The organism is Microbacterium sp. UCD-TDU, assembly GCF_000340625.1.
GTDB classification, from domain to species: domain Bacteria; phylum Actinomycetota; class Actinomycetes; order Actinomycetales; family Microbacteriaceae; genus Microbacterium; species Microbacterium maritypicum.
In genome coordinates, this window is record NZ_KB454447.1 from 772,472 (window position 1) to 798,171 (window position 25,700).

At 67.4% G+C, this 25,700-nt stretch carries 34 protein-coding genes and 1 other RNA gene; 7 read left to right on the forward strand and 28 right to left on the reverse strand.

What is annotated here, in order from left to right; all coding sequences use genetic code 11:
* Positions 1 to 20 precede the first annotated feature (20 nt).
* Positions 21 to 356 (reverse strand): hypothetical protein, encoded by a 336-nt coding sequence (locus D514_RS34045; protein WP_017830867.1) that lies wholly within the window; start codon positions 354 to 356, stop codon positions 21 to 23.
* Positions 357 to 762: 406 nt separating this feature from the next.
* The gene (locus tag D514_RS34050) at positions 763 to 1,008 is read right to left on the reverse strand and encodes a hypothetical protein (protein WP_017830868.1); all 246 of its coding nucleotides are present in this window, start codon (positions 1,006 to 1,008) and stop codon (positions 763 to 765) included.
* A gap of 32 nt (positions 1,009 to 1,040) precedes the next feature.
* Between D514_RS34050 and D514_RS34055 the strand changes: the two genes are divergently transcribed.
* A complete protein-coding gene (locus tag D514_RS34055) occupies positions 1,041 to 1,577 on the forward strand; it encodes a hypothetical protein (RefSeq protein ID WP_017830869.1) in 537 nt (178 codons plus the stop codon).
* Position 1,578: 1 nt separating this feature from the next.
* Here D514_RS34055 and D514_RS34060 read toward each other — a convergent pair whose 3' ends face one another.
* Genes D514_RS34060 through D514_RS34080 form a run of 5 tightly spaced genes read right to left on the reverse strand, consistent with a single transcriptional unit; the run spans position 1,579 to position 6,293 of the window.
* The gene (locus D514_RS34060) at positions 1,579 to 2,205 is read right to left on the reverse strand and encodes a hypothetical protein (protein WP_017830870.1); all 627 of its coding nucleotides are present in this window, start codon (positions 2,203 to 2,205) and stop codon (positions 1,579 to 1,581) included.
* On the reverse strand, positions 2,202 to 3,290 hold the full coding sequence (locus tag D514_RS34065; RefSeq protein ID WP_031206232.1) for a hypothetical protein: 1,089 nt from the start codon (positions 3,288 to 3,290) through the stop codon (positions 2,202 to 2,204). The genes D514_RS34060 and D514_RS34065 overlap by 4 nt, the downstream gene beginning before the upstream one ends.
* Entirely contained in the window at positions 3,287 to 3,487 is a 201-nt protein-coding gene (locus D514_RS34070) for a hypothetical protein (RefSeq protein ID WP_144053059.1), read from the reverse strand. The genes D514_RS34065 and D514_RS34070 overlap by 4 nt, the downstream gene beginning before the upstream one ends.
* Before the next feature lie 11 nt (positions 3,488 to 3,498).
* On the reverse strand, positions 3,499 to 3,843 hold the full coding sequence (locus D514_RS34075) for a hypothetical protein (RefSeq protein ID WP_017830872.1): 345 nt from the start codon (positions 3,841 to 3,843) through the stop codon (positions 3,499 to 3,501).
* Positions 3,840 to 6,293, reverse strand: coding sequence for a phage/plasmid primase, P4 family (locus tag D514_RS34080; RefSeq protein ID WP_017830873.1), 2,454 nt, complete (start codon positions 6,291 to 6,293; stop codon positions 3,840 to 3,842). Before D514_RS34080 ends, D514_RS34075 begins: the two co-directional genes overlap by 4 nt.
* Before the next feature lie 27 nt (positions 6,294 to 6,320).
* On the opposite strand from D514_RS34080, the gene D514_RS34085 reads away from it, so the two are divergent.
* Entirely contained in the window at positions 6,321 to 6,938 is a 618-nt protein-coding gene (locus D514_RS34085) for a hypothetical protein (RefSeq protein WP_031206235.1), read from the forward strand.
* Between the two features lie 110 nt (positions 6,939 to 7,048).
* Here the strand turns inward: D514_RS34085 and D514_RS38185 are convergent, their stop codons facing one another.
* The 12 genes from D514_RS38185 to D514_RS34135 all read right to left on the reverse strand — a co-directional run bounded on the left by D514_RS38185 (position 7,049) and on the right by D514_RS34135 (position 13,596).
* A complete protein-coding gene (locus D514_RS38185) occupies positions 7,049 to 7,786 on the reverse strand; it encodes a hypothetical protein (protein ID WP_017830875.1) in 738 nt (245 codons plus the stop codon).
* A 22-nt stretch (positions 7,787 to 7,808) separates the two neighbouring features.
* Positions 7,809 to 8,801, reverse strand: coding sequence for a hypothetical protein (locus D514_RS34090; protein ID WP_017830876.1), 993 nt, complete (start codon positions 8,799 to 8,801; stop codon positions 7,809 to 7,811).
* Complete coding sequence (locus tag D514_RS34095; RefSeq protein WP_017830877.1) at positions 8,798 to 9,133, reverse strand: hypothetical protein; 336 nt, start codon at positions 9,131 to 9,133, stop codon at positions 8,798 to 8,800. The genes D514_RS34090 and D514_RS34095 overlap by 4 nt, the downstream gene beginning before the upstream one ends.
* Positions 9,130 to 9,573, reverse strand: a complete 444-nt coding sequence (locus tag D514_RS38190) for a hypothetical protein (protein WP_017830878.1) — start codon at positions 9,571 to 9,573, stop codon at positions 9,130 to 9,132. The genes D514_RS34095 and D514_RS38190 overlap by 4 nt, the downstream gene beginning before the upstream one ends.
* Positions 9,574 to 9,652: 79 nt before the next feature.
* On the reverse strand, positions 9,653 to 10,042 hold the full coding sequence (locus D514_RS34100) for a hypothetical protein (protein ID WP_017830879.1): 390 nt from the start codon (positions 10,040 to 10,042) through the stop codon (positions 9,653 to 9,655).
* Complete coding sequence (locus D514_RS34105; protein ID WP_017830880.1) at positions 10,039 to 10,671, reverse strand: hypothetical protein; 633 nt, start codon at positions 10,669 to 10,671, stop codon at positions 10,039 to 10,041. Before D514_RS34105 ends, D514_RS34100 begins: the two co-directional genes overlap by 4 nt.
* Before the next feature lie 12 nt (positions 10,672 to 10,683).
* Complete coding sequence (locus tag D514_RS34110) at positions 10,684 to 11,226, reverse strand: hypothetical protein (RefSeq protein ID WP_017830881.1); 543 nt, start codon at positions 11,224 to 11,226, stop codon at positions 10,684 to 10,686.
* Positions 11,223 to 11,423, reverse strand: coding sequence for a hypothetical protein (locus tag D514_RS34115; protein WP_017830882.1), 201 nt, complete (start codon positions 11,421 to 11,423; stop codon positions 11,223 to 11,225). Before D514_RS34115 ends, D514_RS34110 begins: the two co-directional genes overlap by 4 nt.
* Positions 11,420 to 12,778, reverse strand: coding sequence for a ParB N-terminal domain-containing protein (locus tag D514_RS38195; RefSeq protein WP_017830883.1), 1,359 nt, complete (start codon positions 12,776 to 12,778; stop codon positions 11,420 to 11,422). Before D514_RS38195 ends, D514_RS34115 begins: the two co-directional genes overlap by 4 nt.
* Before the next feature lie 49 nt (positions 12,779 to 12,827).
* Positions 12,828 to 12,971 (reverse strand): hypothetical protein, encoded by a 144-nt coding sequence (locus tag D514_RS39020; protein WP_186004852.1) that lies wholly within the window; start codon positions 12,969 to 12,971, stop codon positions 12,828 to 12,830.
* 113 nt (positions 12,972 to 13,084) lie between these two features.
* On the reverse strand, positions 13,085 to 13,330 hold the full coding sequence (locus tag D514_RS34130; RefSeq protein ID WP_017830885.1) for an AlpA family transcriptional regulator: 246 nt from the start codon (positions 13,328 to 13,330) through the stop codon (positions 13,085 to 13,087).
* Positions 13,327 to 13,596, reverse strand: coding sequence for a helix-turn-helix transcriptional regulator (locus D514_RS34135; protein ID WP_017830886.1), 270 nt, complete (start codon positions 13,594 to 13,596; stop codon positions 13,327 to 13,329). The genes D514_RS34130 and D514_RS34135 overlap by 4 nt, the downstream gene beginning before the upstream one ends.
* Before the next feature lie 88 nt (positions 13,597 to 13,684).
* On the opposite strand from D514_RS34135, the gene D514_RS34140 reads away from it, so the two are divergent.
* From D514_RS34140 to D514_RS34150, 3 genes are read left to right on the forward strand one after another with little or no spacing between them, the layout of a single operon-like run.
* Positions 13,685 to 14,137, forward strand: a complete 453-nt coding sequence (locus D514_RS34140; protein WP_017830887.1) for a hypothetical protein — start codon at positions 13,685 to 13,687, stop codon at positions 14,135 to 14,137.
* Positions 14,134 to 14,592, forward strand: a complete 459-nt coding sequence (locus D514_RS34145; RefSeq protein ID WP_017830888.1) for an ImmA/IrrE family metallo-endopeptidase — start codon at positions 14,134 to 14,136, stop codon at positions 14,590 to 14,592. Before D514_RS34140 ends, D514_RS34145 begins: the two co-directional genes overlap by 4 nt.
* A 1-nt stretch (position 14,593) precedes the next feature.
* Entirely contained in the window at positions 14,594 to 15,769 is a 1,176-nt protein-coding gene (locus D514_RS34150) for a tyrosine-type recombinase/integrase (RefSeq protein ID WP_017830889.1), read from the forward strand.
* An 80-nt stretch (positions 15,770 to 15,849) separates the two neighbouring features.
* Here D514_RS34150 and ssrA read toward each other — a convergent pair.
* Positions 15,850 to 16,219: a transfer-messenger RNA gene (gene ssrA / locus D514_RS38535) on the reverse strand.
* 141 nt (positions 16,220 to 16,360) lie between these two features.
* Here ssrA and D514_RS34155 point away from each other — a divergent pair.
* Positions 16,361 to 17,026 carry an SIMPL domain-containing protein gene (locus D514_RS34155; protein WP_017830891.1) on the forward strand — a complete coding sequence of 222 codons (666 nt, stop codon included), beginning with the start codon at positions 16,361 to 16,363 and terminating at the stop codon, positions 17,024 to 17,026.
* A gap of 7 nt (positions 17,027 to 17,033) precedes the next feature.
* Here D514_RS34155 and hflX read toward each other — a convergent pair whose 3' ends face one another.
* Positions 17,034 to 18,545 carry a GTPase HflX gene (hflX, locus tag D514_RS34160; RefSeq protein ID WP_017830892.1) on the reverse strand — a complete coding sequence of 504 codons (1,512 nt, stop codon included), beginning with the start codon at positions 18,543 to 18,545 and terminating at the stop codon, positions 17,034 to 17,036.
* Between the two features lie 68 nt (positions 18,546 to 18,613).
* On the opposite strand from hflX, the gene D514_RS34165 reads away from it, so the two are divergent.
* Positions 18,614 to 19,255: a class I SAM-dependent methyltransferase gene (locus D514_RS34165; RefSeq protein WP_031206247.1), complete on the forward strand. Its 642-nt coding sequence runs from the start codon at positions 18,614 to 18,616 to the stop codon at positions 19,253 to 19,255.
* 42 nt (positions 19,256 to 19,297) lie between these two features.
* On the opposite strand, the gene dapF is transcribed toward D514_RS34165, so the two are convergent.
* The 7 genes from dapF to D514_RS34200 all read right to left on the reverse strand — a co-directional run bounded on the left by dapF (position 19,298) and on the right by D514_RS34200 (position 25,684).
* A complete protein-coding gene (gene dapF / locus D514_RS34170; RefSeq protein ID WP_017830894.1) occupies positions 19,298 to 20,170 on the reverse strand; it encodes a diaminopimelate epimerase in 873 nt (290 codons plus the stop codon).
* Between the two features lie 30 nt (positions 20,171 to 20,200).
* Entirely contained in the window at positions 20,201 to 20,731 is a 531-nt protein-coding gene (locus tag D514_RS34175; RefSeq protein ID WP_017830895.1) for a dihydrofolate reductase family protein, read from the reverse strand.
* A gap of 37 nt (positions 20,732 to 20,768) precedes the next feature.
* Positions 20,769 to 21,680, reverse strand: coding sequence for a tRNA (adenosine(37)-N6)-dimethylallyltransferase MiaA (gene miaA, locus D514_RS34180; protein ID WP_017830896.1), 912 nt, complete (start codon positions 21,678 to 21,680; stop codon positions 20,769 to 20,771).
* The gene (miaB, locus tag D514_RS34185) at positions 21,677 to 23,224 is read right to left on the reverse strand and encodes a tRNA (N6-isopentenyl adenosine(37)-C2)-methylthiotransferase MiaB (protein WP_017830897.1); all 1,548 of its coding nucleotides are present in this window, start codon (positions 23,222 to 23,224) and stop codon (positions 21,677 to 21,679) included. The genes miaA and miaB overlap by 4 nt, the downstream gene beginning before the upstream one ends.
* 47 nt (positions 23,225 to 23,271) lie before the next feature.
* A complete protein-coding gene (locus tag D514_RS39260) occupies positions 23,272 to 23,685 on the reverse strand; it encodes a regulatory protein RecX (RefSeq protein WP_236610976.1) in 414 nt (137 codons plus the stop codon).
* A 455-nt stretch (positions 23,686 to 24,140) separates the two neighbouring features.
* A complete protein-coding gene (recA, locus tag D514_RS34195; RefSeq protein WP_017830899.1) occupies positions 24,141 to 25,190 on the reverse strand; it encodes a recombinase RecA in 1,050 nt (349 codons plus the stop codon).
* Between the two features lie 269 nt (positions 25,191 to 25,459).
* Positions 25,460 to 25,684, reverse strand: a complete 225-nt coding sequence (locus D514_RS34200; RefSeq protein ID WP_017830900.1) for a DUF3046 domain-containing protein — start codon at positions 25,682 to 25,684, stop codon at positions 25,460 to 25,462.
* Positions 25,685 to 25,700 lie beyond the last annotated feature (16 nt).

The following is a 25,700-nucleotide window of genomic DNA, read 5'->3' on the forward strand; positions in this document are numbered from 1 at the left end:
GGGTGGCAAACGGAGTCGTGTCAACATTCGAATTCGGGATCGGCGTGTCGGCATCCGCAGCCGCACGGAGCGATCGTCCCTTCGAGGTCGAAGTTCAGTTCGCCCATGCAGGAACTGTGGAGACCGAAGGAGCATTCGACGCATCTCGCGACGCCGTCCGCGGCGATCAGCCGCACCACCAGGTCGGTGGTGATCTCGAGGGCTTCGGCGATGCGGGCCGGCTCCCAGCCGTAGCGGTCAAAGACCAGCTGCGCGTAGCGCGCCTGGCTGACTCTCGACGTGCGTGCTTCTCTTCGGATCGCTTCTGCGATTTGATTCGCGCCGTCCGATCCATGGTTAGGCTGTAGACCGCTCATCGTTGCCTCCTCAGGCTGGTGGGTGATGGAGCGGCTCCCGTGATTGGCGTCTCGGAGCCGCTCCTTCGTTTTAACAGGTGCCCCCGTCACTCGCGGGGCGTGATCAAGGATCCACACTTCCCGGGGGCGTCGCAACGTGGCCTGTGGATAAGAGTGTGGACAACGTGCGGAACATGCCCGTGTTGGTGTGCATACCCCTGTGGAAAAGGTTGCTCACAGCCTGTGGATTTCGAATTACATCCGCGTAATTCCGGGGCAAAACGGGGCACACAGGGTGTGAATGGAAAAGAGATTTAATCGCGCGTTGAAGGTTGCGGGGGGAAGGCTGGCCATGTGCAGAACTTGGCGAAAGTCAAGCCGAGGTTTCGCCGGGGTGTTGACGTGGTCAATCTCTCTGAGGTGGCGATCAGCTGCCTGGGGTGGACTGGGAGGGTAGCTCGCGGATCTTCGCACGGATCCGGTTCTGCCAGACGGGGTCGTTGTCCATTCGGTCGCGCCACCACGCGAGCAGGACGTCCTCTTCCACGACACGCACGAGCTGTCCATCGCGCCGCTCCCACCCCATGCGCATGCCCTGAAGCTTCCAGTAGCGGATGGTGCGGCGAGATCGTCGGACTCGGGTGGCGGCTTCACGGTAGGTGAGCAGGGTCATGGAAGCCGCCCTCGGATCGCTAAAGTGCGGCTATGCACTTTGCTTTCGATGACATGACCTACTGGCTTGAACAGATCGCACGCCCGGACCTTTGGCGCGACTACCTCATTCCGGCGGCGGGAATCGTGGCGACAGTCTTTCTCGGATGGGCGGCCGTCGCAGCCGCTCGAGCCGCCAATCGGATTGCTAAGCAGAATACGGATCTCGCGCTGCGTGCGGAGCGACGCCGCTTCGGAGATGCAGTGATCGCGTACTACGAGTCTCGCCATGACGACGTCCGGACCGGGAAGAACTGGAACATGCCGCACTGGACCGAGAGCGCCGAGGCAATCGCGGCGGAGGTGGCGCAGCCGAATAGCGACAGGCTCCTCAGCTGGGTAACCGGAACGATCGACCACGCGACGAATGACGGCGACCCGAACAACCGGGACATCAATGCGCTTCACATCAGGGCAACGGTGCCGGTCGTCGTAGCTCGATGGGTGAACAACCCGGCTGCCTTTGACGAGCGACCCTTTGTGTTGTGGGAAGAGCGCCCTGCAGCTCAGCACGACCCAGGCGCTAAGTGAGTTACCGGTCATCGTCGACGGCGTCCGTAGGTGTGTAGTTGGTTCGGCAGACGACGCAGACCTTGGAGAGCAACGCCTGGCCGTCAGGGCCGTCGATCCAGTCGATGAGCACGCCGGGCTCACCGCAGCGGGTGCAGAGCTCCGGGCGGGATCGGCGGGTGGTGTGCGTGTCGAGGCGCTGACGCGCGCGCCGCACGAGTCGGAAGAGCTGCTCCTCGCGCTCGTCGAGGTCGGGCCAGGAGCGGATCTCGTAGACGACGTCGGAGAGCCAGGCGTTCGCGGCGAATGACCACTCGCGCGCCATCTCGACGTCGTCCGGCAGCCCGGCGGGCAGTGCCGGCGCCTCGAGGCCGAGTCGGGACGATGCCACGACCAGGTAGCCGCGGAGCGCGTCCCACACGGCGCGCGCGTTGCGGGACTCGGGTCCATCGACGAGCGGGATGTTGTCGTAGAAACCACCGCCGGATACGCGTTCGATGAGTTGCGAGGCGCGGATGCCGCGAGCGGCCAGCGCGATCGTGCCCGTCGTCTCGACGAGGGCGGGCAGCTGGTCGACGTGCCAGAGGAACCGGTCGACCCACTCTCGGTAGGCGGCGTCCGGGTCGATGGCATCGAGCGGGATCGTCATGCCGCACCTCGATTCCGGAGCTCGTTCTGATCGAACGCCTCGAGCCCGAGCTCGTCACGGATGCGGATAACGGTCTTGTCAGAGCAGCGGATGGTTTCAGCGATGCGCTTGTCGCTCCAGCGCGACGCATGCAGCCGGCGAACGGCCTCGCGGCGTTCCGCGGGCGTGAGGCGGACGACGTCGCCAGCGATCGCCAGCTCAACGGCCATCTCATCGATGCCGCCCTCGTCCTCGACCACGGGCGGTTCTGCGTCGTTGTCGATGTCGTCCCATGCGAGGGGCGGGAGCCAGCGGCGCGCGCGGGCGTACCGGATCGTGCGGGAGTAGGCAGTGCTGTCGCGCCAGGCGGTGCGCGGCGGTAGCTGGTCCCAGAGCTCATCGAACAGCACCTCGACCTGGCGGTGGAGGGCGACGGAGACACGAGCCCGCTGCATCATCAGGCCGAAGTTGCCGCGCTCCATGCCGAGGCGGTCGGCGAGCTTCGACTGTGACCAGCCGCGCGCGACGAGCGCCTGCAGGCGGCGGTGAGTGCCGCGCGACGGGATGCTGGCTCCGCCGGCGAGCAGGCTGATATCGGGCTTCACCGCGAGGATCTTCTCGGCGTTCTCCCGCTTGATCCGCTTCGGGATCTCGCCCTTGCGGGGGCCGGGGTCCTGGCGCCCCCAAATGACGTTACGGACCGGGGTCACCCCGACGCCGGCGATGCGGGCGACGCGCTTGTAGCCGAGACCGAACTCGCCGAGCATGAGCAGGTGCTCGCGCACGGGGTCCGCGTCGACGAGGCCGGTGTCGAATCGGCCGTAGGCCTTGAGCTTGGCGCGGCGGGTGTCGGTCTCGGCGCGGTGCTGGATGCACGGCTCGCACCGGCACTGGTGCAGGTTGTAGCAGACGAGCGACCCGTTGTGCTTGTGCTCGGGCGGGCAGATCGTGCGCGCACGGACCCGCGGTGGCTGCTTCTGGTGCTGACCGAGCTCACCGGCCTTCCACGCCGCCTGGTAGTGCGCGGCGCAGAGCCGGCGCGCGACGCTGCGCTTCGTGCACCCGAGGTGGGTACAGGTGAGGGTGATGCCGGGCGTGGTGCTCATCGGTCGCCTCGCGCTGCCTGCTCGGCGAGGTACGCGGCGGCGGTGTCGGCGGCCGCGATGATCTCGACTGCGAACTCGCGCGCCTCGTCAACGGTGAGGGGCAGGCCGGGTGCGACGGCGATCGCCACGGTTCCGTGGTCGTCGGCTTCGGCCTTCGCGAGCAGGAGCTCGCACATGTGGGGACGAGTGACGGTCATGATGATCTCCTTCAGAACGGGCACTTCTCGGGCGCCGAGGCTTTGTCAGGGGCGAGGTCGAGCGCGGGCGCGTCCCAGACGCGCCCGCAGGCGTGGCGGGGCGCGGTGGTGCCGGCGACGGGTTCGGTTGGCCACCAGCGTGAGCGGCGGCTCGTGACGGTCTTCCCGGCCCAGGTGTGGACCTGCCACAGCTCAAGACCGGTCAGGATGCACGCCGTGATCTGGGTCGGGTCGAGCTGCACGGCGTCGAGGCGCGGCGTGCCGATGAGGACGCCGAGCTGCCAGTCTGCGCGCACCTCTAGCACCTGTCGGCTGCAGCGCGGACAGGTGATGAACAGCGGCGTGGTTGCGGTCATCGCTGATCCCACCTGGTCTCACGCGGGTCGTCGCCCTCGTCCTCCACCTCGGGCGCGTAGAGGACGACGTTGGTGTAGAACCGGCGGCCGTGAGACTTCGCCGTGCCGATGTTGAAGCGCTGCTTCAGCTGCCGACCAAATGCGGTCGTGCTGACCGCGTCCTCGTGCTGCTCCCGGCACCAGACGTCGTACGCCTTGCGGAGTTCGCTCATCTCCACGCGGGCGACGTCGCCGCCGCCGATCGAGCAGCGGTCCTCGACGAACCGGCCCATGTGGTCTTCCTCGGCCCGATAGGTGTCAGTCGCGGCGAGGACCACGTCGGGCGTGCGGAGGCCGTCGGCGGCGTAGTCGACCGCGCCCTGGATGATCCAGTGCAGGATCCCGGGGCCCTCCTCGTCGACGAGCCGCGTCTGCAGGTTCTCGATCTTGTCTTCCTCAGGCACCGAGTGCGTGAACGGGATGAGGCGGAGGCGACGCCACACCGAGTCGCCGCCGGTCTCGACCTTCGGCTGGCTGTTGCCGAGCAGCAGGAACGTGTGCGACGGGCTGAAGTCGAAGAAGTCCTTACCCATGAACCGTGCGGTGATCGTGTCGCCACCGGTCAGGGCCTTCATCTTCGCCTCGTCGAACTTCGTGTCCTCGTTGATCTCGGACGTGACGACCAGGCGGCGGCCCTGCAGCATCGCGAGCTCGGTCGGGTGCTTGGTCGGTCCGACGACGAGGAAGCCCTGCGGTGCGGACGTGGCGTAGTCGCCGGCGATCGCCGAGAGCACCTCGGCGAACACGCCCTTTCCGTTGCCGCCGGGTCCGTGCGCGAACGGGAGCACGTGCTCGAGTACTTCACCGATGAACATCAGCCCGGCAAGGCGCTGCATGTACCGCTCGAGGTGCGGGTTCGACTGGAACGTGGTCTGCAGGAACTTGTCCCACAGCGGGGTCTTCATCTGCCCGTCCGGGGTGACGGCCGTCTGCTTCGAGTGGAACAGCGCCGGCGTCGGCGACGCGATCGCGCCTGAGCGCAGGTCGACGACGCCGCCCGGGGTATTGAGCTGCCACGCGTGACGGTCGAACTCCGCGGCCGCGATGCGCATCGCCGGCGTCGACCGGGCCAGCCGCACGGCGTCCGCGATCGCGCGCGCACGCATCGACTTCAGCCGCCACGCCTTCAGGTGCGCGTTGTCGGTCGGGATTCGGCGGATGACGTCGCGAGCCGCTTCGATCGCGGGCCCGTCGTCCGGGTGCCACTGCCAGCGGGTGCCTTCCCACGTGACCCACTTGCCGGCGTCGGGGACGTAGCGCAGCGTGCCGGCGTACTCGGCGACCAGGAGGCGGGCGTTGCCGTCGTCGGTGAGGTCCGCGCTGTCGGATCCGATGGTCGCGGCGGGCGCGGTCGCGGGCGCCGTCGCACCCACGACGGCGAGCTGCGTCCCGGTCGAGGTCGTGCGGGTCGACGGAGTGAGCTCGCGGGGTGCGCGGTATCCGTGGCCGGCTTCGGCGAGGGCCTTCGCTGCGGCCGCGTGGTCGCCGCGGTGGTTGAGCAGCGTGTATGCACCGAACTTCGTGTACGGCACCTCGGGCTCGAACTCCGTCGACGAGGTGAACACGAACAGGCGATCGCGGTCGCCGGCGTGACCGGTCGTCGCGCTGATGCCGTCGTTTTTCCCGGGCCGGCGCCAGTACTTCGTCGCGCCGCGGGAGAACACGTGCACCCAGCCGACGAGGATCTCGGACCAGTCGGTCTTCGCCTCGAAGTCATCACCGGGGGTGATGTCGCCGTCGGCCGCGTGGAACGTCGTCGACCACTTCGCGTCGACCGGTCCCCCGCTCGTGACCGTCTCCTCGGCGGGCATCGTGTCGAGGGCGGCGTGCACGACGGCGTGCAGCTGGTCGCGCTCCTCGCGCGTGATCGTCGGCATCGTGGCCGGGCCGCCGACGAGACGCAGCCACGGCTTCGCGGTCGGGTGCACGGCACCCGCGGACGGGGCGACGACGACGAACCCGCCGGTGCCGCGCGTCTCGGCCAGCGTCTCCCGATACGGGGCCTCGTCCTTCGGACGCTGCGCCACCTTCTGGTTGCCGGGGACAGCGCCACCCTCGACGCGATAGATGAGGTGCAGACCGCCGGACGGCGACTGCTCCGACCAGCCCGCGACGAGGCGGTCATAGATGGGGCGGAGGCCGGTGCCGTCGAGCAGCTCGAGAACCTCGCCCATCATCGCCATCGCGACGCCTTCGACCTCGAGCAGCTCGACGTCGCCGAAGCCGGTGACGAGGCCGATGCCCTGATCCATGTCGTTGTCGAACCAGGCGCGCAACTGCGCGTCGTTGGCGGCCGCGGACGAGAACTCCTTCCACGCGATGCGTGGGCGTTTCGTGCCGTCGGCTGCAACGGGCACGACGGAAAGCCCTGCCGCGTGCAGCTCGAGCGCGGTAGAGAGAAGGCCGTTCACCACGGTGCCACCAGTAGAGTGCTGCGCATGGATCCTGGGAGCATCATCATCGCGACGATCGGCGCACTCGCGGGCGGCGCCTCGGCGATCATCGCCTGGGCAGCTCGCGCGGACTCGTTGAGGGCAGCGAAGCGAGCGGAGCAGGCAGAGTCCGCTGCGCTACGAGCATGGGAACAGAGCGCCTCAGCCCTGAAAGAGGCGAACAGCCAACGCGCTGAGCAGTTCTCAGAGCGCGTCGATCGCGAACGGAGATTGCAACGCTTCGAGATCGGTGAACGTCTCCGAAGCCGGTTCCTTGATGACGCGTTTAGGGCTGCTACAGGTATAGCGGCCACGCCCGAAGAAATGGTCGCGGGTCGAGAACTTGCGACCCGGGCCCGAGCGACCGGTGAACCGGGCGCGTCGGCCCTCCTAGGCGCGTTGAAGGCTGCAATTGACCGCATATCGGTCGACGACACAGAAACGGTGGTTCCGAGCATGGTCGATGTCGATGACCTCACGAAACGCTGGATTGCCGACCCGGAGAAGTTCCAGCGGGATGACATGGCACGGCGGATCGACGCTTCCAGGGCGGACGCTCTGCGAAGACGACTTCTCATCGTCGAGTCGCAGCGTGTAGCCGAAGAGACGCAGGAACCTAGGTGATTTGGTGATCTCATGTGCCCTGGCCTGTCTCGAACAGGCTGCACACCGCGTGGCAGGGCTGGACGCGTCGCGTCCGTATTCCGCGCGACCGAAGCGGCGCGGTAGTCGAGTCAGAAGGGGGTGTTGTCGTACAGCGCGATCACGTCGGGGGTCGCGTTGATCGCGGTGGCGATGGTCGCCTCCGGGATGCCGGCGCCGCGCAGCTGGTGGAGCTGCGCGACCTGCTCGCTCGTGAGCCCACCGGCGTGCTGCATCGGCTGCGCGTGCGGCGTCGCCCACTGCGCCTCCGACGGCGCGACCGGCTGCTGCTGCACGGGCTGCGGAGCCGACGGCACAGCGGCCGGGGCCTGCTGCGGGACGAACTGCTGCTGCGGAACGAACTGCTGCTGAGCCGGCGCCCGCTGCACAGGCTGCTGCTGGACGGGCGCGGCCGCGGGCTGCTGCACGAACGCGGAGCTCGGGGCCGTGTACTGCGCCTGGTAGAGCTTCGCCGGGTTCGCGGGGTTCTTCGACGCAGGGTCGTTGCCGACGTACGTGACGGTCAGCACGCCGCCCGGCGCGATGTCCGACGCGTTGGCCGCGCGGATCGCCTCACCGATGGCGCGCTTCATGTTCTTCGACGCGACGTAGAGCGTGCGCTCGCCATCGTCATTCGCATCGACGCGCTGCTCGGTCTGCAGGTCCACGAGGATCTGCATCTTCGGGTCACCATTGGGCCAGAAGTCCGGCTCCTGGGTGCCGTACTTCGTCTGCTGCCGCTCGCGCGGTGCGGACTTCACGGTGCCCTGGACGCTGGCGCCGACGGTGTCGAACTTGACACCCTTGCTGCTGGATTCGAAAAGGGACATGGTCTTCTCCTTGGTTGGTCTTTCAGCGGTCGAACAGGTTGATGACGGGTGCGATCGCCGCTGGCTGCGGCGCCGCCTGAACCGGCCGTGGAGCCGGGGGGAATGCAGGAATGCAGGACGGGTGGATGGTGTGGCCATCGGCCACCACGGACGGCGCGAGCGGGAGCCCGCAGTCGTCGCACAGGTGCGCGCCCGGCCGCTCCTGGGGCGCGGGGGCCGGCACGCTCGGCAGCGCGCGCAGAGGGGCCGGTGCGGCCGGCTCGGGCACGACGCGCAGCTCGCCGATGTCGAACAGCGAAGCGCCCGCCGCGCGGTCCTGGGCGCGCTTCTCCGCGCGGCACCACGTGCACCACTGGTCGTCGCAGAGCGGCGATGCGGCGAGCGCAGCGTCGATGCCGACGACGGTGAGCATGGTGCGGAGCCGGTTGTTGCGGAGCAACGCCTCGGCCGCGATGTGCGGGTTGTACGGCTCGCTCCAAAAGTAGGCGCTGGAGAGCTCTCCGTCGCGCGGGAGGAACGCGATCGCCACGGCGCGGCACGGTCCCCATCCCCCGTCGTCGGTGAAGCCCTTGCCGTACAGGTGCGCCTGCACGCGGTACTGCTCGCTCGGACCGTGAAGCCGGTACTTCGAGAGCTGCTTCGGGCCGACGACCTTGTGGTCGATGACCGTCCCGGTCGGAACGTGGAACAGGTCCGAGTGGCCGGTGATGGGCTGGCCGCCGATCTGCCCGACGGTCACCTCCCACTCGGTGATCCACTCCGTGCGGTCGACCTCTCCCCCGCCACGGTTCGCAGCGTCGAACCAGCGCTCGAGCTGGTCGTGCATCGCCGTGCCGACGGCAGGCTTCCACGCGGGGCCCCGGTCGGGCTCGCCGTCTCCGTTGAGCTTGTGCAGGATCCAGCGATCGCACGGGCGCCCCATCTCGGACGGGCCGATGCGCTTCTGCAGCGACCGTGGGTGCCGGGTGATGCCGTCCTTGATCACGCCCAGGTAGAGATCCTCGACGGAGGTCATGCCGCGCCCCCGTCCTGGCGCTCGTCGATGATCTGGACCCACTTGGCGGCGACGGCCGCAACCTGGATCAGCTCCTCTCGCACGCGCTCGTCGTCGCTCTCGGCGAGGACCTCGAACACCTCCTCAAGCAGCACCGCTGCCATCGTCGATTCGCGGCGAGCGGCCATGTTGTCGACGGCGGACTGCATCATGTCGCGCAGCTCGCCGAAGGAGTAGCCGAGCAGGCTGCCATCGGCGCCGGTGCCATTCGGGACGTTCTTCGGTGCGCCCCATTTCGCGTCCTGCGCGCCACGCTCGCGACCGATCTCGGTCAGGATGCTGCCGATGGTCATGACAGCACCTCGGGGTGCTCTGCTGCCCACTCGGGGTGCTGGCCTTCGATGTGCGCCTGGACGTTGTCGAAGTGGCGGCGGCATCCGGCGACCGGGCAGACACCGTTAGCGATGCGGTTGCGGAGGCGTGTGGCGTGGCCCTTGTAGGCGGCCGCCGAACGCTCGGCAGCGCGAGCCTGGTCCCACGCGGCGTCCCGGGAGGCCCGGGCGAACCCGGCCTGGCGCTCCTGCAGAGCAGCGCGCTCGTTGGCCTCCTTGGCTTCACGCTTCAGCCGGTCGACCTCGGTGTCACCGTAGACGAATTCGTGCCCGAGGGGGCAGAACACAGCGGTGCCCTTGCGGCGGGCGATCGCGTGCAGATCCTCGGGGATCGCGAGGCGGATGCCGCACCAGCATGACGTGATGACGAGCGTCCCGGTGTAGGTCAGGGTGTTCGGCATGATCGGGTCCTCTCCTTGTTGGTGTTCTGGTGCCGCCCCGGGACTCGAACCCGGTGTGTATGCCGTTGCGGCGGTCGTGCTACTTGATGACGACGGACTTCGCGCCGCGCACCTGGTGCTCTGCGAGCACAGCCGGCGCGAACTGCTTCTTCACGGCGTCGTTGTCGACGGAGATCGTGGTCTTGTAGAGCTGCGGGTAGTTCGCTGCCGGATACTCGGTCTCGATCCACTTGGTGTCGAGACGCGAGTACTCCTTGATCTGGACCTTCGCGTCGCCGACATCGTGTGTGCCGACCTCGCCGCCGAGCAGCTCGATCAGCTGCCCATCGATGGCGGCGAGCTCGCCCGCGATGTATTCGGCATCCGCGCGGAGAACGGCGCGGCGGGCGATCAGCCGCTCCTTGATCTCGAGCGATTTCGGCGTGGTCGCGTCGATCGGTGTGATGCGTGCGGCGTTGTTCATGGTCATGCCTCCTGGCTGGTTTCGCGGGTGGTGTCTGCGTCCTCGTCGAGGACCTCGGCGTCGACGACGTCGTCGTCCTGGGTGAAGCCCTGCTCGAACTCCTGGACGAGCAGCGTCGCGAGCTGACCGATCTCGCCGCCGAGCTGAGCGACCTGGTAGTCACCGGGCACGAGCTCGCCGTAGTCCTCGCGCGGCAGGGCGCTGCGGGTGAGGACGAGCGCACCGGACGGGGCGCGCAGCTCGATCGAGAACTTGCTGCCCTCCTGGTCGATGAGGCGGACGTAGTACTCACCGCTGCTCGCGGTCAGCTCGAGGGGCTGAGCGAGGACGGGAGGCTCGTCGGTGTCGGGCAGGTCGAGGGGCTGCTTGATGTGCTGGACCCGGGCGTCGTGGAGCTGCTTGATCAGCTCGCGGACGGCGTCCTGGTCGTCGCCATCGACGGCGATCTCGACGTGCACGAGCTCGATCTTCGGAACGCGCTCGAAGTGCTCGTTCTGGGTGATCTCCTTCGTGCGGACGAGCGCGACGATGGGGAGATACTTCTGGCTCGGGTAGACCTCCAGCAGATGCCGGGTGTTCGACTCGAGGCCGTTGTCGTCGTACTCCTTGGGGAGTGCGGGGGCGAGCTTGACCATTGGTGGTTCCTCTCAGTGGGTCGGTGTTGTGGAGCGGGTCGGCCAGGCGAGGCGCGAGAACGCTTCCTCCTGGCCAGGGAGGTAGGTGGGCGTCTCGGCGCCGGCCCAGCGGGCGCCGGCCCACATGAGGGCTACGGCGTCGCCGACGTTGTCGTCCGGGATCTGGGCCTCGGGAAATGCGGCACGTGTGACCGCGACCACGTCTTCCTTCGTGGCGCGCCCTCTGCCGGTCGCGAGCTTCGCGCGCTGCGACGGGGCGACCTCGACCACGGGTCCGCGGGCGAGCAACTGGTCCACGAGGATCCAGTAGAGGGCGATGCGCTCGTTCTGCGCGCCGAACTGCTGGCGCGAGTGCGGCACCTCGATCACGGTCACGTCGACGCGCGCAGGGATCGGGGCGAGGATGCCCTCGACCGCGCGACGGATCCGGTTGCGACGAGCGAGCAGGCTCTTCCCGAGGTTCGGCGAGACCACGCGACGCGTGAGGATCTCGCCGTCGGTGGCGATCGCGACTCCCGTGCATGTGAGCGACGGGTCCAGGCCCACGGCGATCATCCGTACATCACCGCTAGCCCGGCGATGAGCTCGACGATCACGCCAGCGCCCAGCGCTCCGGTGCCGATGACGAGCCATCGCGGTGCGGGCTCCGGCGCCGAGTACTCGATCGGCACTTCGTGCGTGACTGCGAGGCGGCGAGCGCGAAGCGGGCGACGGCGCAGCGTGGCGGGGCGCCGGACCTGCAGGCGGGTCATGCTGCGGCCTTCAGCTCGGCGGCGGCCGCGGCGTCGTCGATGATGCCCTGCTCGACCTCGCTGAGCTCGTAGCCCCAGCTGGCGAGCAGCTGCAGGTACGTCGCCGAGGCCTTCGCCCACGAGGGGCCGGTGGTCAGCACGTCCTCGTGGCGTGCGATCACCATGGCGAGCGCTGCACGCCACCCGTTGATCGGCTTCGCCGCCGCCCATTCGGCGAGCGTCGTCGAGGTGTTCCAATCGTTGTCCGCCGCCGGAGCCTGGACCAGCACGAGCGCCGCGCGGGCGCCGGACTGCCATGTCCGTTGGTGGCGCTCGGCGAAGTCGTGCACGGCGAGCAGCTCCCACCCGGCAGGGGCGGTGCGACGCGTGAGCAGCTGCTCGCGCACCCACTCCAGACGAACCTCCGTGGCGGTCGGCCACGCTGCGGTGCGCTGCTTCTCGATCTCCTTGCGGGCGCGCTCGGCATCGGTGAGCTTCGCCGGGGCGACTCGGTTCGCGTCGCGGTGTCCGCGCTTCGACGGGTCGGTGCACAGGTAGTGGATCTCGACCGGTCCGCTGTACCCGCGGACGCCGACGAACGCGGCGTGGCCGGGGCAGGTCGCGTGCTTGGCCGTAGTGATCTTCTTGCCGGTCGTCGCGTCGACGAGGTCGCCGAGGTAGCGGTGCTTGTTCTTCTCCCCCGGGCTGTACTCGCCGTGCGAAGGCTTCGCGGCGATCGCCACACCGTCGGCCTGCAGCTTCTCCGTGAGTCGCTCGACCTCGGCCGCGCGCTTGCGCTGGTCGAGCACGACCTGGATCTGGTACTCGCGGTTATAGCTCGTGCTGAGCACGCGTTCGATCTCGGCGTCGGTCAACTCAGCCTCGGCCATCTTCGCGGCGAGCTCGAGCGTGACGCCCTCCCGTCCGACTGCGGCCGTCGCTGCCTTCGACTTCGAGGTCGTGATGACAGCGGCAACGCTTTCCTTGCTCGCGCCGGTGCGCTTCGAGATCTCGGCAGCCGGCATCTTGAAGTCGAGCGCGAGCTGCGCGATCGCCGCGACGTGGTCGGGCGCAGTGAGCCCGGCGCGGTCCTCGTTCACGACAATCTGCTCGACGATGCGCGCCGCGTCGTCAACGGCCGGCGGCTGCACGAACACCGGCACGTCGACCAGCTCGGCATCGACCGCAGCGAGGGTACGCATCTGGCCGTCGACGACCTCGAGGCCGTCGGTGGTCTCCTGGGCGAGGATCGGAACGAGCACGCCGTGCTCGCGGATGGAGGCGACGAACTCCGGGCGGAGGGTGACCTCCTTGCGGACGTTGGGTCCGACGAGCAGCGTCTTCGGATCGACTCGAACGACAGTGGTGGTTGACATTGTGACTCCTGAAAGGTGGATGAATGGTGAGGCGGCAGCGCGGCGGTGATCAGTCCCAGAAGCTCCTGGAGAATGCGCCGGCGGCCCACGCGAACACCGCGGCGAAGATGGTGGCGAGGACGAGCAGTCCGTTCGCGACGCCGGCGATGAGGGCCAGCACTACGCAGAGGATCGTGAGGTTCAGGGACGCCATGCCGATGACGACGCGGGCCGAACCGATACGGGACGGCGCGTTGTCCCCGGCCGCGCGCCGTCCCGTAGGTGCCCCTTCCCCAGTGGGCGTCCCGGATCCCCACGATCCGGAAGTCATGACTGCTCCCGCGTCTTCACGAAAGCGGCCTCCACCCAGGCGACGATGTCGGCTTCCCGGTAGAGCGTGATGTGTCCGCGGTCCCCGGTCGGCTTGCTGTAGCGCGGGCCCTTCCCCGAGGCTCGGAGGTCCTTGAGGTTCGCGACCGTCATGCCGGGCACGAGCTCGCACACCTGCTCAGGCGAGAGGTAGCGCGGCGTCTCAGAGATTGGCCGCGGCTTCAGCGGGGTGACGTTGTTCATGATGCGACCGCCATGGCACTCTCGTCGCCGCGCATCTCCACGACCTCGCCGAGGCCGAGGCCGAACGCGAGTGCGATTCCGACCGCTGCGCGCATCGAAACTTCTTCGCCGGCCTTGTAGCGAGCGAGGGTCGGGCGGCTCACGCCGATCAGACGAGCGAAGGCTTCATCGGACTTGATGCCGGACTGAGTCTTGAGGCGATCGAGCAGTCCATCGCGGATGACAGCGACGGGCCGGATCTCTGCCTCACCAGTTGGATTGTTCATGTTCCAACTGTCACTCTGGCGTTCCATGTTGTCAAGCCGGCGATCAAATTGGCTTGCGCGCGTGACAGTTATGGATCAAACTTGAGACATGAACGACACCATCAAGTGGCTCGACGCTGTCCGCGGCTCTGATTCAATCCGCGAGGTGGCACGGAAAATCGGCACCACGCACGCGACCCTGAACCGTCAGGCGAACGACGATTCCCTCTCGTTCGAACTCGTGCGATCGATCTCGTACGCCTACAAGCGCCCGGTCCTCGCGGACCTGCTCGCAACCGGGCACCTCGCTCCCGAGGACATCGGCATCAGCGACGTCGAGAACGCCCTCCACGCGGCGACAGACGAGGCGTTGGTGCTCGAGGTCGGCCGCCGGCTCGGCATGACCGACACCGGCTCCCTCTTCGACAAGCCGATCAGCGAGGCCGTGACCGAAGCGACGATCCACCAGTTCCCCACTCGCGATGTCCGAGGCTCCGATGAGGATGAGGAACTGCCCGCGGTCGCACGGCCGGCGGAAACGGAACCCACGGACGAGCAATGAGCCCCATCGACCAGAGACTCCTTGACTTCGCCGACGCCCTCGGCGTCCGCATCGAATACCGCGAACTCCCCGCTGACCGCGACGGCCAGTACGTGCATGCCCGTCGCGTGATTTACCTCCGCCCAGGGATGCACGGCCGCCATCACCGCAGCGTCCTCGCGCACGAGCTCGCGCACGCACTCTGGGGCGACGTTCCCTCGAAGTTCGGGCCCGTGAACGCGAAGCAGGAGCGTCGCGCCGAGGAATGGGCGGCGCTCCGGCTTATCAACCACGACGACTACCGGTACTTCGAGATGGTGAACGACGGCCGCCCGACCGGGATCGCGCTCGACCTCGGTGTGATGACCAGCATCGTGAAGGCGTACCAGGGCCTCCTGCAGCGCATCGGCGACACCACGTACGTCGACGCCCGGATGGGTGCCGGGCAGTGGCACCACCGCGTCGAGGTCGCCTGATATGGCCGGCTCAATCACGCCCTACGACACTGCGAAGGGACGCCGCTACAGGGTCCGCTACCGCAAGCCGGATAAGTCGCAGACCGACAAGCGTGGCTTCCGCACGAAGAAGGAAGCGGAGCTGTTCCTCGCGTCGGTCACCGTCTCGAAGGCGACCGGCGAGTACTTCGACCCGAAGGACTCGCGCGTCGACGTCGGCGCCCTCGGCGACGCATGGCTGCTCACGAAGAAGGGCCTCAAGCCGTCCTCGTATCACTCGCTCGAGACGTCCTGGAACGTGCACGTGAAGCCCCGGTGGGGCGACACCCCCGTCGGGGACATCAAGCCCTCCGCCGTCGAGGGGTGGATCTCCGAGATGAGCGCGGGAACTGCCATCACCGATCGCCAGCGAGTGCGCCGCAACACCACCGGCCCGCGATCCGCGACCGTGGTGCTCCGAGCGCTCGGCGTCCTCGCGGGCATCCTCGACGTCGCCGTTCGCGATCGCCGCATCTCGAAGAACCCGGCCCGCGGAGCACGGAACCTGCCAAAGAAGATCTCGCAGAAGCAGCGGCGCTACCTTACCGATGCCGAGGTCGTGCGGCTCGCGGCCGCGACGCACGACCACACCCTCGCCACGCTCACACTGGTGCTCGCGTATTGCGGGCTCCGGTGGAGCGAGGCGATCGGGCTCCGCGTCTCCGACGTGAACATGCTCCGCCGGCGGGTGCACGTGAACCGCGCGGCCGTGGAGGTCGACGGAGTGATCGAGGTCGGCGCACCGAAGTCATGGGAGAAGCGCACCGTGCCGTTCCCCGCGTTCCTCGGGACCGCGCTCGAGCGACAGTGCGCGGACAAGTCGAAGGGCGATCTGGTGTTCGGCGACGCGAGCGGGCACTACCTGCGTCGCGCCAAGACCAGCGAAGGGGCAGGGTCGTGGTTCGCACGCGCGACCGAAGAGGCGCGCCTCGAGCGGCTCACACCGCACGACCTGCGCCACACCGCGGCGTCGCTCGCCATCAGCTCCGGCGCCCATGTCAAGGCCGTGCAGAGAATGCTCGGGCACAAGTCCGCAGCGATGACCCTGGACACATACGCCGACCTGTTCGACGACGACCTCGACGACGTCGCCAACCGACTCGATGAGCGTGCGACAGCGGCAGATGTGGGCAAAGTGTGGGCAGGTCTCGCCGCCTGACGAGTTATCCACAAAGCAAAAAAGGCCCGCCTCCCTAGTGGTTACTAGGGAGGCGGGCCTCATTCTGTGTGACAGCGACGTGGTGGAGCTGGGGGGAATCGAACCCCCGTCCAACGCTGAGTCTCCACGCCTTCTCCGGGCGCAGTCTGTGAAGACGTTCTACTCGGCTCCGACCTTTGTCACAGACACCTAAGTCGACAAGCCCAGCCTGGGAAGAGTCCCACGTGACGTCCAGACGCCATCACGCAGCAAGATTCCTAGATGACGCCAGGATCCGTATCGGAATCACATACGGCCTGACGGACTATCGGGCTCGCTTATGCAGCGAGGGCGAAGTCGTTGCGCTTGGTTTCGGCAACTATTGTTTTGCAGAGAGCGTTTACGAGATAACTCTGCATCCTCGGCCCGCTTCTCGTGGATTCACAGGCGCTGTCGAAACCGATCAGCCCCGTGGTCCTTCTCTCGAAGGAGCCGCTGTCACACTGTGGAATTACCAGCCCGGGCGGTGAGCGCCCGAGCATCACAGACTACAACGTTCTCTGGCGCTACGCCATTCCGCATTAGGTCCGGTGGCTGGCGTAGAGTCGCCCCATGAGCGAAGTCACCGTCACCGTCCGCGGCGAGCACGAGGCGCGGGTCGCCCCGGAACGCGCCACCATCCGCGTCGGAGTACGTGCGGATGGGCCCGAGCGCACGGCCGTCGTCGAGAACGTGATGCGCCTTGCCGAACCGGTGCGCAGCAGTATCACCGACCGTGCGGATGCGGGCAGCGTCGTCGAGTGGACGAGCAAGCGGCTCTCGGTGCGGGCCGAACGCCCGTGGAGCAACGACGGCAAGCGTCTCGCTCCCGTGTACTACGCGAGCATCGACTTCACCGCCACGTTCGCGGAGGCCTCCGACCTGTCCATCTGGGTCTCCGACATCTCCCCCTGGGACGGGGTCGAGGTGGGCTGGGTCGACTGGCATCTGACGACCGCCACGCGCGCGCAGATCGAGCGCGATGTGGCCGCCGCAGCCGTCGGTGTCGCGGTCACACGAGCCGAGGCCTACGCGGGCGCGCTCGGCCTGGATGAGGTCACTCCCCTGGAGATCGCCGACGTCGGTCTCATCTCCAGCGGACCGCCGTCACCGGGTGCTCCGATGCTCAAAGCGCGTGGTGGGGTGGCGTTCGCCGCCGACGCGGCACCGGCTATGGAATACGAACCCGAGGAGATCGTGATCTCCGCCACGGTGGAGGCGCGCTTCCTCGCCCGATGAGATCCGCTCAGCTCTGGGCGGTGAACGGAGCGAGTTCGGCGGCGAGACGCTCCGACACGCGAGCGTGCACAGCAGTGCCGTCCTCCGTGTGCTCCACGGAGAGGAGCATGCCGGACTCATGGATCGCCGCGACCAGGTCGCCGCGATCGTAGGGGATCACGGCGTGCACCTCGACGGCAGGCTTCGGGAGCGCTTCCTCCACCGCAGCGCGAAGCTCCGCGATTCCCTCGCCCGATCGTGACGACACGAAGTGAGCGTGCGGCTGGAGGCCCCGAAGCACGAGCCTCTCGTCCTCGTCGATCAGATCCGCCTTGTTGAAGACGACGATCTCCGGGAGGTCACGGACGCCGACATCGCCCAGCACATCGCGCACGGTCTGCAGTTGACCTGCCGGATCCGGGTGCGACCCGTCCACGACGTGGAGGACGACGTCGGCCTCGCCGACCTCTTCCAGCGTCGAACGGAATGCTTCCACGAGCTGATGCGGGAGGTTGCGCACGAATCCGACGGTGTCCGTCAGTGTGTAGACGCGGCCGTCCTCCGTCTCAGTGCGACGCACGGTCGCATCCAGCGTCGCGAACAGCGCGTTCTCCACGAGCACTCCCGCGCTGGTGAGCGCGTTGAGGAGACTGGACTTGCCCGCGTTCGTGTACCCGGCGATCGCCACGGAGGGGATCGTATTCCGCTTCCGCTCCGCGCGCTTGGCGTCACGGGCAGGACCGAAGTCGCGGATCTGCCGTCGGAGCAGAGCCATCTTGGTGCGGATCCGTCGGCGATCCAGTTCGATCTTGGTCTCACCGGGGCCACGGGAGCCCATTCCGGCGCCGCCGGCGCCCACCTGGCCACCGGCCTGGCGGCTCATCGAATCGCCCCAGCCGCGCAGACGCGGCAGCAGGTACTCGAGCTGGGCCAGCTCGACCTGGGCCTTGCCCTCACGGCTCTTCGCGTGCTGGCTGAAGATGTCGAGGATCACCGTGGTCCGGTCGATGACCTTGACTTTGACGACGTCCTCGAGTGCGCGTCGCTGGCTCGGTGCGAGCTCGGTGTCGGCGATGACGGTGTCGGCTCCGACGGCGGCGACGATGTCCTTGAGTTCCTGGGCCTTGCCTCGCCCGAGGTAGGTCGCGGCATCGGGGTGGGGACGACGCTGCAGAACACCGTCGAGGACGACCGCACCAGCGGTCTCCGCAAGCGCGGCGAGTTCCCGGAGCGAGTTCTCCGCGTCTTCCTGAGCTCCCTGGGGATATACGCCCACGAGGACGACGTTCTCCAAGCGCAACTGTCGGTACTCGACCTCGGTGACGTCTTCGAGCTCCGTAGAGAGCCCCCCGACGCGTCGAAGCGCATGACGGTCTTCGAGATCCCACTGCGCACCGTCCGAGCTCGTGTGCGATGCCGTCGATTCATCCTGCAGCGCCTGCGCAGCGCCGAAGACGTGGACGTCCGAGCGCTTCTCCGCGTTCGCGAGCACACGATCGACCGTGTGGTCGCCGGTGGAGGGTGTGGTGGTCTCCGTCATCCGTTCCTTGTCTCTGGGATTTGTTGCGAGCCTTAACCTTAGCCCGCGCTGTCCGGTACGCTCACCGTATGGGGTCAGATCACTACTTCACTGCGGCCCCGGCAAGCCCCGAGAATCTGCGTAAGATCCGCGTATCGCTCGCAGGTCGAGAGCTGGAAGTCACCACCGCCGGTGGAGTCTTCAGCCCGGATCGTCTGGATGCCGGCACTGCAGTGCTCCTCGCCAACATGCCCCCGGTTCCCCCGGGCGGCGATCTTCTCGACCTCGGCAGCGGCTGGGGTCCGGTGACGCTCTCGATGGCCCTGGCCGCTCCCCACGCGACGGTGTGGGCCGTCGATGTGAACGAGCGCGCCCTCGATCTGGTGCGTCGAAACGCGGCAGCTCTCGGGCTCACCAATGTCAACGCATCTCTGCCCGACGACGTTCCCGAGCACGTCTCTTTCCGCACGATTCGCTCGAACCCGCCGATCCGCGTGGGTAAGAACGAGCTGCACGGGCTTCTCGAGCGTTGGATCCCGCGCCTCGACGAGCGCAGCGACGCGTGGCTCGTCGTGCAGCGCAACCTCGGTGCCGATTCGCTTCAGCGATGGATCGGATCTACCTTCCACCCCGGCTACAGCGTCTTCCGCACCGCGACGGGCAAGGGCTACCGCATCCTCAAGGTACGCAAGCACGGAAACCCGCCGACGGAGCCGATCGTCCTCAGCTGAGCCTGCGGTTCTCCGATTCGCGGAGGTACCCGAGTCCGGTGCTCAGGCGAGGTCGACCTCGCCCTGGAACACGAGCTGCGCGGGCCCCGAAAGGGCGACGTGCTCGCCGTCCTCCGCAGGGAACATGCGCACCCCGAGCGTGCCTCCCGGCACCTCGACCTGCCAGTTGTTCGGAGCTTTCTCCCCCGCCCAGTACCGCACCGCCAGGGCTGTCGCGGCGACGCCCGTGCCGCAGCTGAGCGTCTCTCCGACGCCACGCTCGTAGACGCGCATGCTCACATGACCGATGCCATCGCGGACGAGGGGTTCGCCGGGAACGACGAACTCGATGTTGGCGCCCGCGGGAAGCAGCGGGTCGAGGTCAGGGGCACGGTGCAGCTCCAGAGACGCGAGCTCGGCCTCAGAGGCGAGAGCCACCACGACGTGCGGGTTCCCCACATCGATACCGAGCCCCGGCCGGGTGACGGACAGCCCGTCGACGCGCACGAGCGGGTCGTCTCCGGAGAGCTTCCAGCGACCGAGATCCACCTGGTATCCGGTGGTGCTTCTGGTGACGTCGCGCACACCCGCTCTCGTGCCGATCGGCAAGGTCGAGCCGGGTTCGATCGTCGCGAGACCGGAACGCACGAGGTAGTGAGCGAACACGCGAATGCCGTTTCCGCACATCTCAGCGATCGATCCGTCCGCATTGCGGTAGTCCATGAACCACTCCGCCTGCGGCTCCTCGTCGAGGGCCGCACCACCTTCGGGAATGGCCGAGGACCTCACGACGCGAAGGATTCCATCAGCGCCGATGCCGAAATGACGATCGCACAGCACCGCGACCTGCTCGACGGTCAGATCTAGCTCTCCGTCCGGGTCAGCGATGATGATGAAGTCGTTGCCCGTGCCGTGACCCTTGGTGAATGCGACCATGGCTCCAGTCTAGGGATCACGCCCGACCACTCAGTGCCGCGAGAGTCGGTAACGGCCGCAGAGGAAGTTGCGGTTGCGCGCCACCTCGAGCAGCTCGAGGTCGAGCCTGCGCGGCAGCAGCGGAGCGCCCGAGCCGAGCGTCACCGGTGCGTACTGCACCCACACTTCGTCGAGCAGCCCCGCGTCGGCGAACTGGCCGGCCAGGTCTCCCCCGCCCACGACCCAGAGATCCTTCCCCTCTGCCGCCTGCACCATCTCTGCATGCACGGTGCTGACATCGGCCTGGGTCAGCCTGACATCAGCACCGGTCGGCAGCTCCAGCTCACGGTGTGTGAACACCCACGTGGGCTGCGTGTAGCCCCACCGTCCTTCTTCGTGGCGCATCACCCACTCGTACGTCGATGACCCCATCGCCAAAGCTCCGACACTGCGTTCGAACCCCGTGTAGGCCATCGGTCCGTCTTGGTCGATGTCCTGCGTGAGCAACCAGTCCAAGGAGTGCTCCTCGGTGGCGATGAACCCGTCGAGGCTGGAAGCGGTGTAGAAGTGGGTCTTCGTCATGCGGCCAGCATCGCACCAGGCACCGACATGGAAACGGTCAGGCGCCTAGGATCGTGGCGGCCTCCGCCGGAGCATCCCACCATTCGAGGTCGGGATAACGCTTGAACCAGGACACCTGTCGGCGGGCATACCGCCGTGTGAGCGCCTGAGTCTGTGCGATGGCCTCACGTTCGGAGAGTGTGCCCTCGAGCTGGGCGAGCGCCTGCGCATAGCCGATCGCACGCGGCGCCGTCGTACCGCGTTCGAGCCCCCGTGCGCGTAGCTCCACCACCTCGGTGAGGATCCCGCCGTCCCACATACTCTCCACCCGGGCATCGAGGCGCTCGACGAGAGCTGCGCGGTCGACGCGGAGACCGATGAGACGCGTGTGCGGATGCCAGAGGACGGGTTGTTCGGGGAGGGCCGCACCGTGTGTCGCGCTCCCCTGCTCGAGCACCTCGAGGGCACGCACGACACGACGAGGATTGCGCGGATCGACGCGCGCGGCTGCTTCGGGATCGAGCATGCGCAGCCGTTCGAGCAGCTGCGCGGTTCCGTGGGTCTCGAGTTCCCGCTCGAGGCGCTCTCGCAGTTCCGCATCGCGAGGAGGGAACCGGAAGTCGAACACGACGCTCGACACGTAGAGGCCCGAACCGCCGACGAGGATCGCATCACCGCCTCTGCGGTGGATATCCTCTACCGCAGCACGTGCCCGCGGCTGGTACCACGCAACGGCCGCGTCCTCATCGACATCGAGGACGTCGAAGAGGTGATGCGGAACGCCCCGCCGCTCGCCCATCGGCACTTTGGCGGTGCCGACATCCATGCCGCGATAGAGCTGCATGGCGTCGGCATTCACGATCTCGGCTGGATTGCCCTGCTCCCGCAGCGCCTCCGCCAGATCGATCGCGAGATCACTCTTGCCGGTGCCGGTCGCCCCGACGATCGCCCAGAGTCGTGGTCCGGTCACACGCCGACACGCAGCGTGGGCAGCCCGAGCGAGACGGCCTTCGGCCCTCCATCGCCACTCGGAGCAGGAACGGCGCACGACTCGGACTGCGAGCGGTCCCAGGCGTCTCCACCGCGGGTGCGACGGATCTTCAGCGGCGCGCCCGTCGGGTCGTCGGCCAGCAGATGGAAGGGGGCGCCGTGCGTGACGGTCACAGTGACCACATCACCGGGGCGGGGCAGCTCAGAACCTTCCGTCACCTCGAAGTGCACGAGCCTGTTGTCTTCGGCACGCCCCGTGAGGCGGTGGGTCTCGGTGTCCTTCTTGCCCTCGCCCGTGGACACCAGGACTTCGATCTCGCGACCGACCTGCTTCTGGTTCTCCTCCAGAGAGATGCGTTCCTGGAGCGCGATCAGGCGGTTGTAGCGCGCCTGCACGATCTCCTTCGGAACCTGGTCCTCCATCGTCGCGGCGGGCGTGCCCTCGCGGATCGAGTACTGGAAGGTGAAAGCGCTGGAGAATCGAGCCTGCTCGACCACCCGCATCGTGTCCTCGAAGTCCTCCTCGGTCTCGCCGGGGAAGCCGACGATGATGTCGGTGGTGATGGCGGCATTCGGGATGCGGGCGCGAACGCGGTCGAGGATCCCGAGGAAGCGCTCGCTGCGGTACGAGCGACGCATCGCCTTGAGGATGCGGTCGCTTCCCGACTGGAGCGGCATGTGCAGCTGCGGCATCACGTTCGGGGTCTCGGCCATGGCGTCGATCACGTCATCGGTGAACGCCGCAGGATGCGGGCTCGTGAATCGGATGCGCTCCAGCCCCTCGATCTCGCCGGCCGCCCGCAGCAGCTTGCCGAACGCCTGACGATCACCGAACTCCACCCCGTAGGAGTTCACGTTCTGGCCGAGAAGCGTGACCTCGATCGCGCCGTCTTCGACGAGGAGGCGGATCTCGTTCAGGATGTCGCCAGGACGCCGATCCTTCTCCTTGCCGCGAAGGCTCGGCACGATGCAGAAGGTGCACGTGTTGTTGCACCCGACCGAGATGGAGACCCAGCCACTGTGTGCGGAGTCGCGCTTGGTCGGCAGCGTGGAGGGGAAGACCTCGAGCGATTCGAGGATCTCGAGTTCGGCGTCGCCGTTGTGCCGCGCGCGCTCGAGAAGGCCCGGGAGCGACCCCATGTTGTGTGTGCCGAACACCACGTCGACCCAGGGGGCCTTATCGAGGACCGCCTGCTTGTCCATCTGTGCCAGACAACCGCCGACCGCGATCTGCATGCCGTCCTTGCGCCGCTTGACGGACGCGAGGTGTCCGAGCGTGCCGTACAGCTTGCCCGCGGCGTTGTCGCGGACCGCGCACGTGTTGATGATCACCACGTCGGCTTCGGCGCCGTCGAGCGCACGTACGTAGCCCGCGCTCTCGAGCGACCCCGAAAGACGCTCGGAGTCATGCACGTTCATCTGGCACCCGAAGGTGCGCACTTCATACGATCGCTGTCGTCCGTCGTCGTCGACGGCTGCCGAGGACGCGCCGATGATCGTCGGTTCACTGCGCGGGATAGTCATGATCACCCATTGTACGAGCCGCTGCTGAGCAGGGGCGTGTCGCCGCCTCAGTCGGAATCGACGAAGCGGACGCCGGAGGTCGGACCACCGAAGGCGGCCTCCCGCAGCGCGGACTTCGCGGCCTTCATCGCCACAGCTCCGTTGTAGCCGCGACGGGAGAGCTGGCCCACCAATCGTCGGAGAGCCGTGTCGGGGTCGAGTCGCCCCATCGATCGCGCCTTGCCACGTGCGAACTCGAGCGCGCGCTCGTCATCATCGTCAGGGAGTTCGTCGAGAGCAGCGTCGATCACGTCGCGCGGAATGCCCCGCTGGGCGAGCGCGCGGGACAAGGCCACTCTCCCCTGGCCTTTCCGTTCCACACCCGACGTCACGAGGACCCCCGCGAGAGCGGAATCATCGAGATAGCCACGACGACAGAAGTCGTCGATCACATCGTCGATCATGCCGCTGTCGAGACCCACACCCCTCAACACCTGCCGCGACTCGGAGATGGACAACGACCGAGCCCGTAGCTTGCGCACGAGCGACTCTTCTGCCGAGACTCGGATCTCGTCGAGCGTCGCCGTCTCTCCGCTGTCGATGCCGTCGCTCGGCTCGTCGCCGAGCGCACGGAGACGAGGAGCGGAACCTGCTGAGCGAGACTCTGTGGCAGAGCTGCCCCTGACTCCTCGTGCGGGGTGCCGATCGCTGGGTGTGCCTGTGTCGCTCTCGTCGATACGTGAAACCCCCGCGGGCGGCGCATCCCAGGTCGTACGCCATACGGCCGCATCGCCGGTACGTGGCGAAGGTTCTTCCGCCTCGTGGCCACGCTCCGGGGTCGGAGCCGGTCGCGGCGAGGCAGGCTTCTTCGATGCACCGCCGAAGAGGGGGATGATGGGGGCGATCCGATCCGGATCGCCCCCACGAGTGTCGTTCATCAGGCCGGACGACGCTCGGCGAGCTCGTCTGCAGCCGCCGGCACAGCAGCCGCGCCGCCGATGCCGAGCTTCTGCTTGATCTGCGTCTCGATGGCCAGCGCGATGTCGGGGTTGTTGAGCAGGAACGTTCGCGCGTTCTCCTTGCCCTGGCCCAGCTGGTCTCCGTCGTAGGTGTACCACGAGCCCGACTTCTTCACGATGGCGTGCTCGACACCGAAGTCGATCAGGCTGCCCTCGCGGGAGATGCCGACGCCGTAGAGGATGTCGAACTCGGCCTGCTTGAAGGGCGGCGCCATCTTGTTCTTCACCACCTTCACCCTGGTGCGGTTTCCGACCGCGTCGGTGCCATCCTTCAGCGTCTCGATACGACGGATGTCCATACGGACCGAGGCGTAGAACTTCAGCGCCTTACCACCGGCGGTGGTCTCGGGCGAGCCGAAGAACACACCGATCTTCTCGCGAAGCTGGTTGATGAAGATCATCGTGGTGTTGGTCTGGTTCAGACCACCCGTGAGCTTACGAAGCGCCTGTGACATGAGTCGTGCCTGCAGACCCACGTGCGAGTCGCCCATCTCACCCTCGATCTCGGCGCGAGGGACGAGCGCGGCCACGGAGTCGATGACGATGAGGTCGATGGCCCCCGAGCGCACGAGCATGTCGGCGATCTCGAGCGCCTGCTCACCGGTGTCGGGCTGGGAGACCAGAAGCGCGTCGATGTCGACACCGAGCTTCGCGGCGTAATCCGGGTCGAGCGCGTGCTCGGCGTCGATGAAGGCGGCGATGCCGCCGGCGCGCTGAGCGTTCGCGATCGCGTGCAGGGTGAGAGTCGTCTTACCCGAGGACTCCGGTCCGTAGATCTCGACGATTCGACCACGCGGGAGACCTCCGACGCCGAGGGCGACGTCGAGGGCGATGGAGCCGGTGGGGATGACGGCCACGGGGGCACGCTCATCGCTGCCCAGCCGCATGACCGAGCCCTTTCCGAACTGGCGGTCGATCTGGGCGAGGGCGGTCTCGAGGGACTTCTCGCGGTCGGCGGGTGATGGCATGATGTGCTCCTTCTGCGCGCGTGATGCCGCCTGTAGGCTGTCGCGGCTCTCCCGGTTGGGAGAAACTCTCCGACAAGGCGTAATGGCTCTTCGGCTCGTTTTCCACCGTAGGAGAGGCCACCGACATCGACGCCGCGAGCTCACATACCGTGGAGAACAGACTCCCTGAACCACTTGTGCAGAAGACTACGCCCGCTTCGAACAGATCTTCGACGACACGCCGTGGATCTCATCGCGTGTCCCGTAAGCATCGGACATCGAGGGGCGGATCAGCGTCCGCGCGGCTCTTGCCTGCCGACGCCATGCCGCCTGTTGTCCGGCACATCCATCTCGGCGCACAGCGCCAACCAGATCTCGCGCGGTGGAGTGCCGTCGGCCAGCGCTTCGACAGCCGTGCGGCCGCCGACGGCGCTGAGACCGAGGTCGTTCACCAGAGAGGAGGCGCGCGCCTGGAACTCCGTCTCGACGGCGCGGAGAAACTCGCTACGACGCATCGCTGGTCTGACCGTG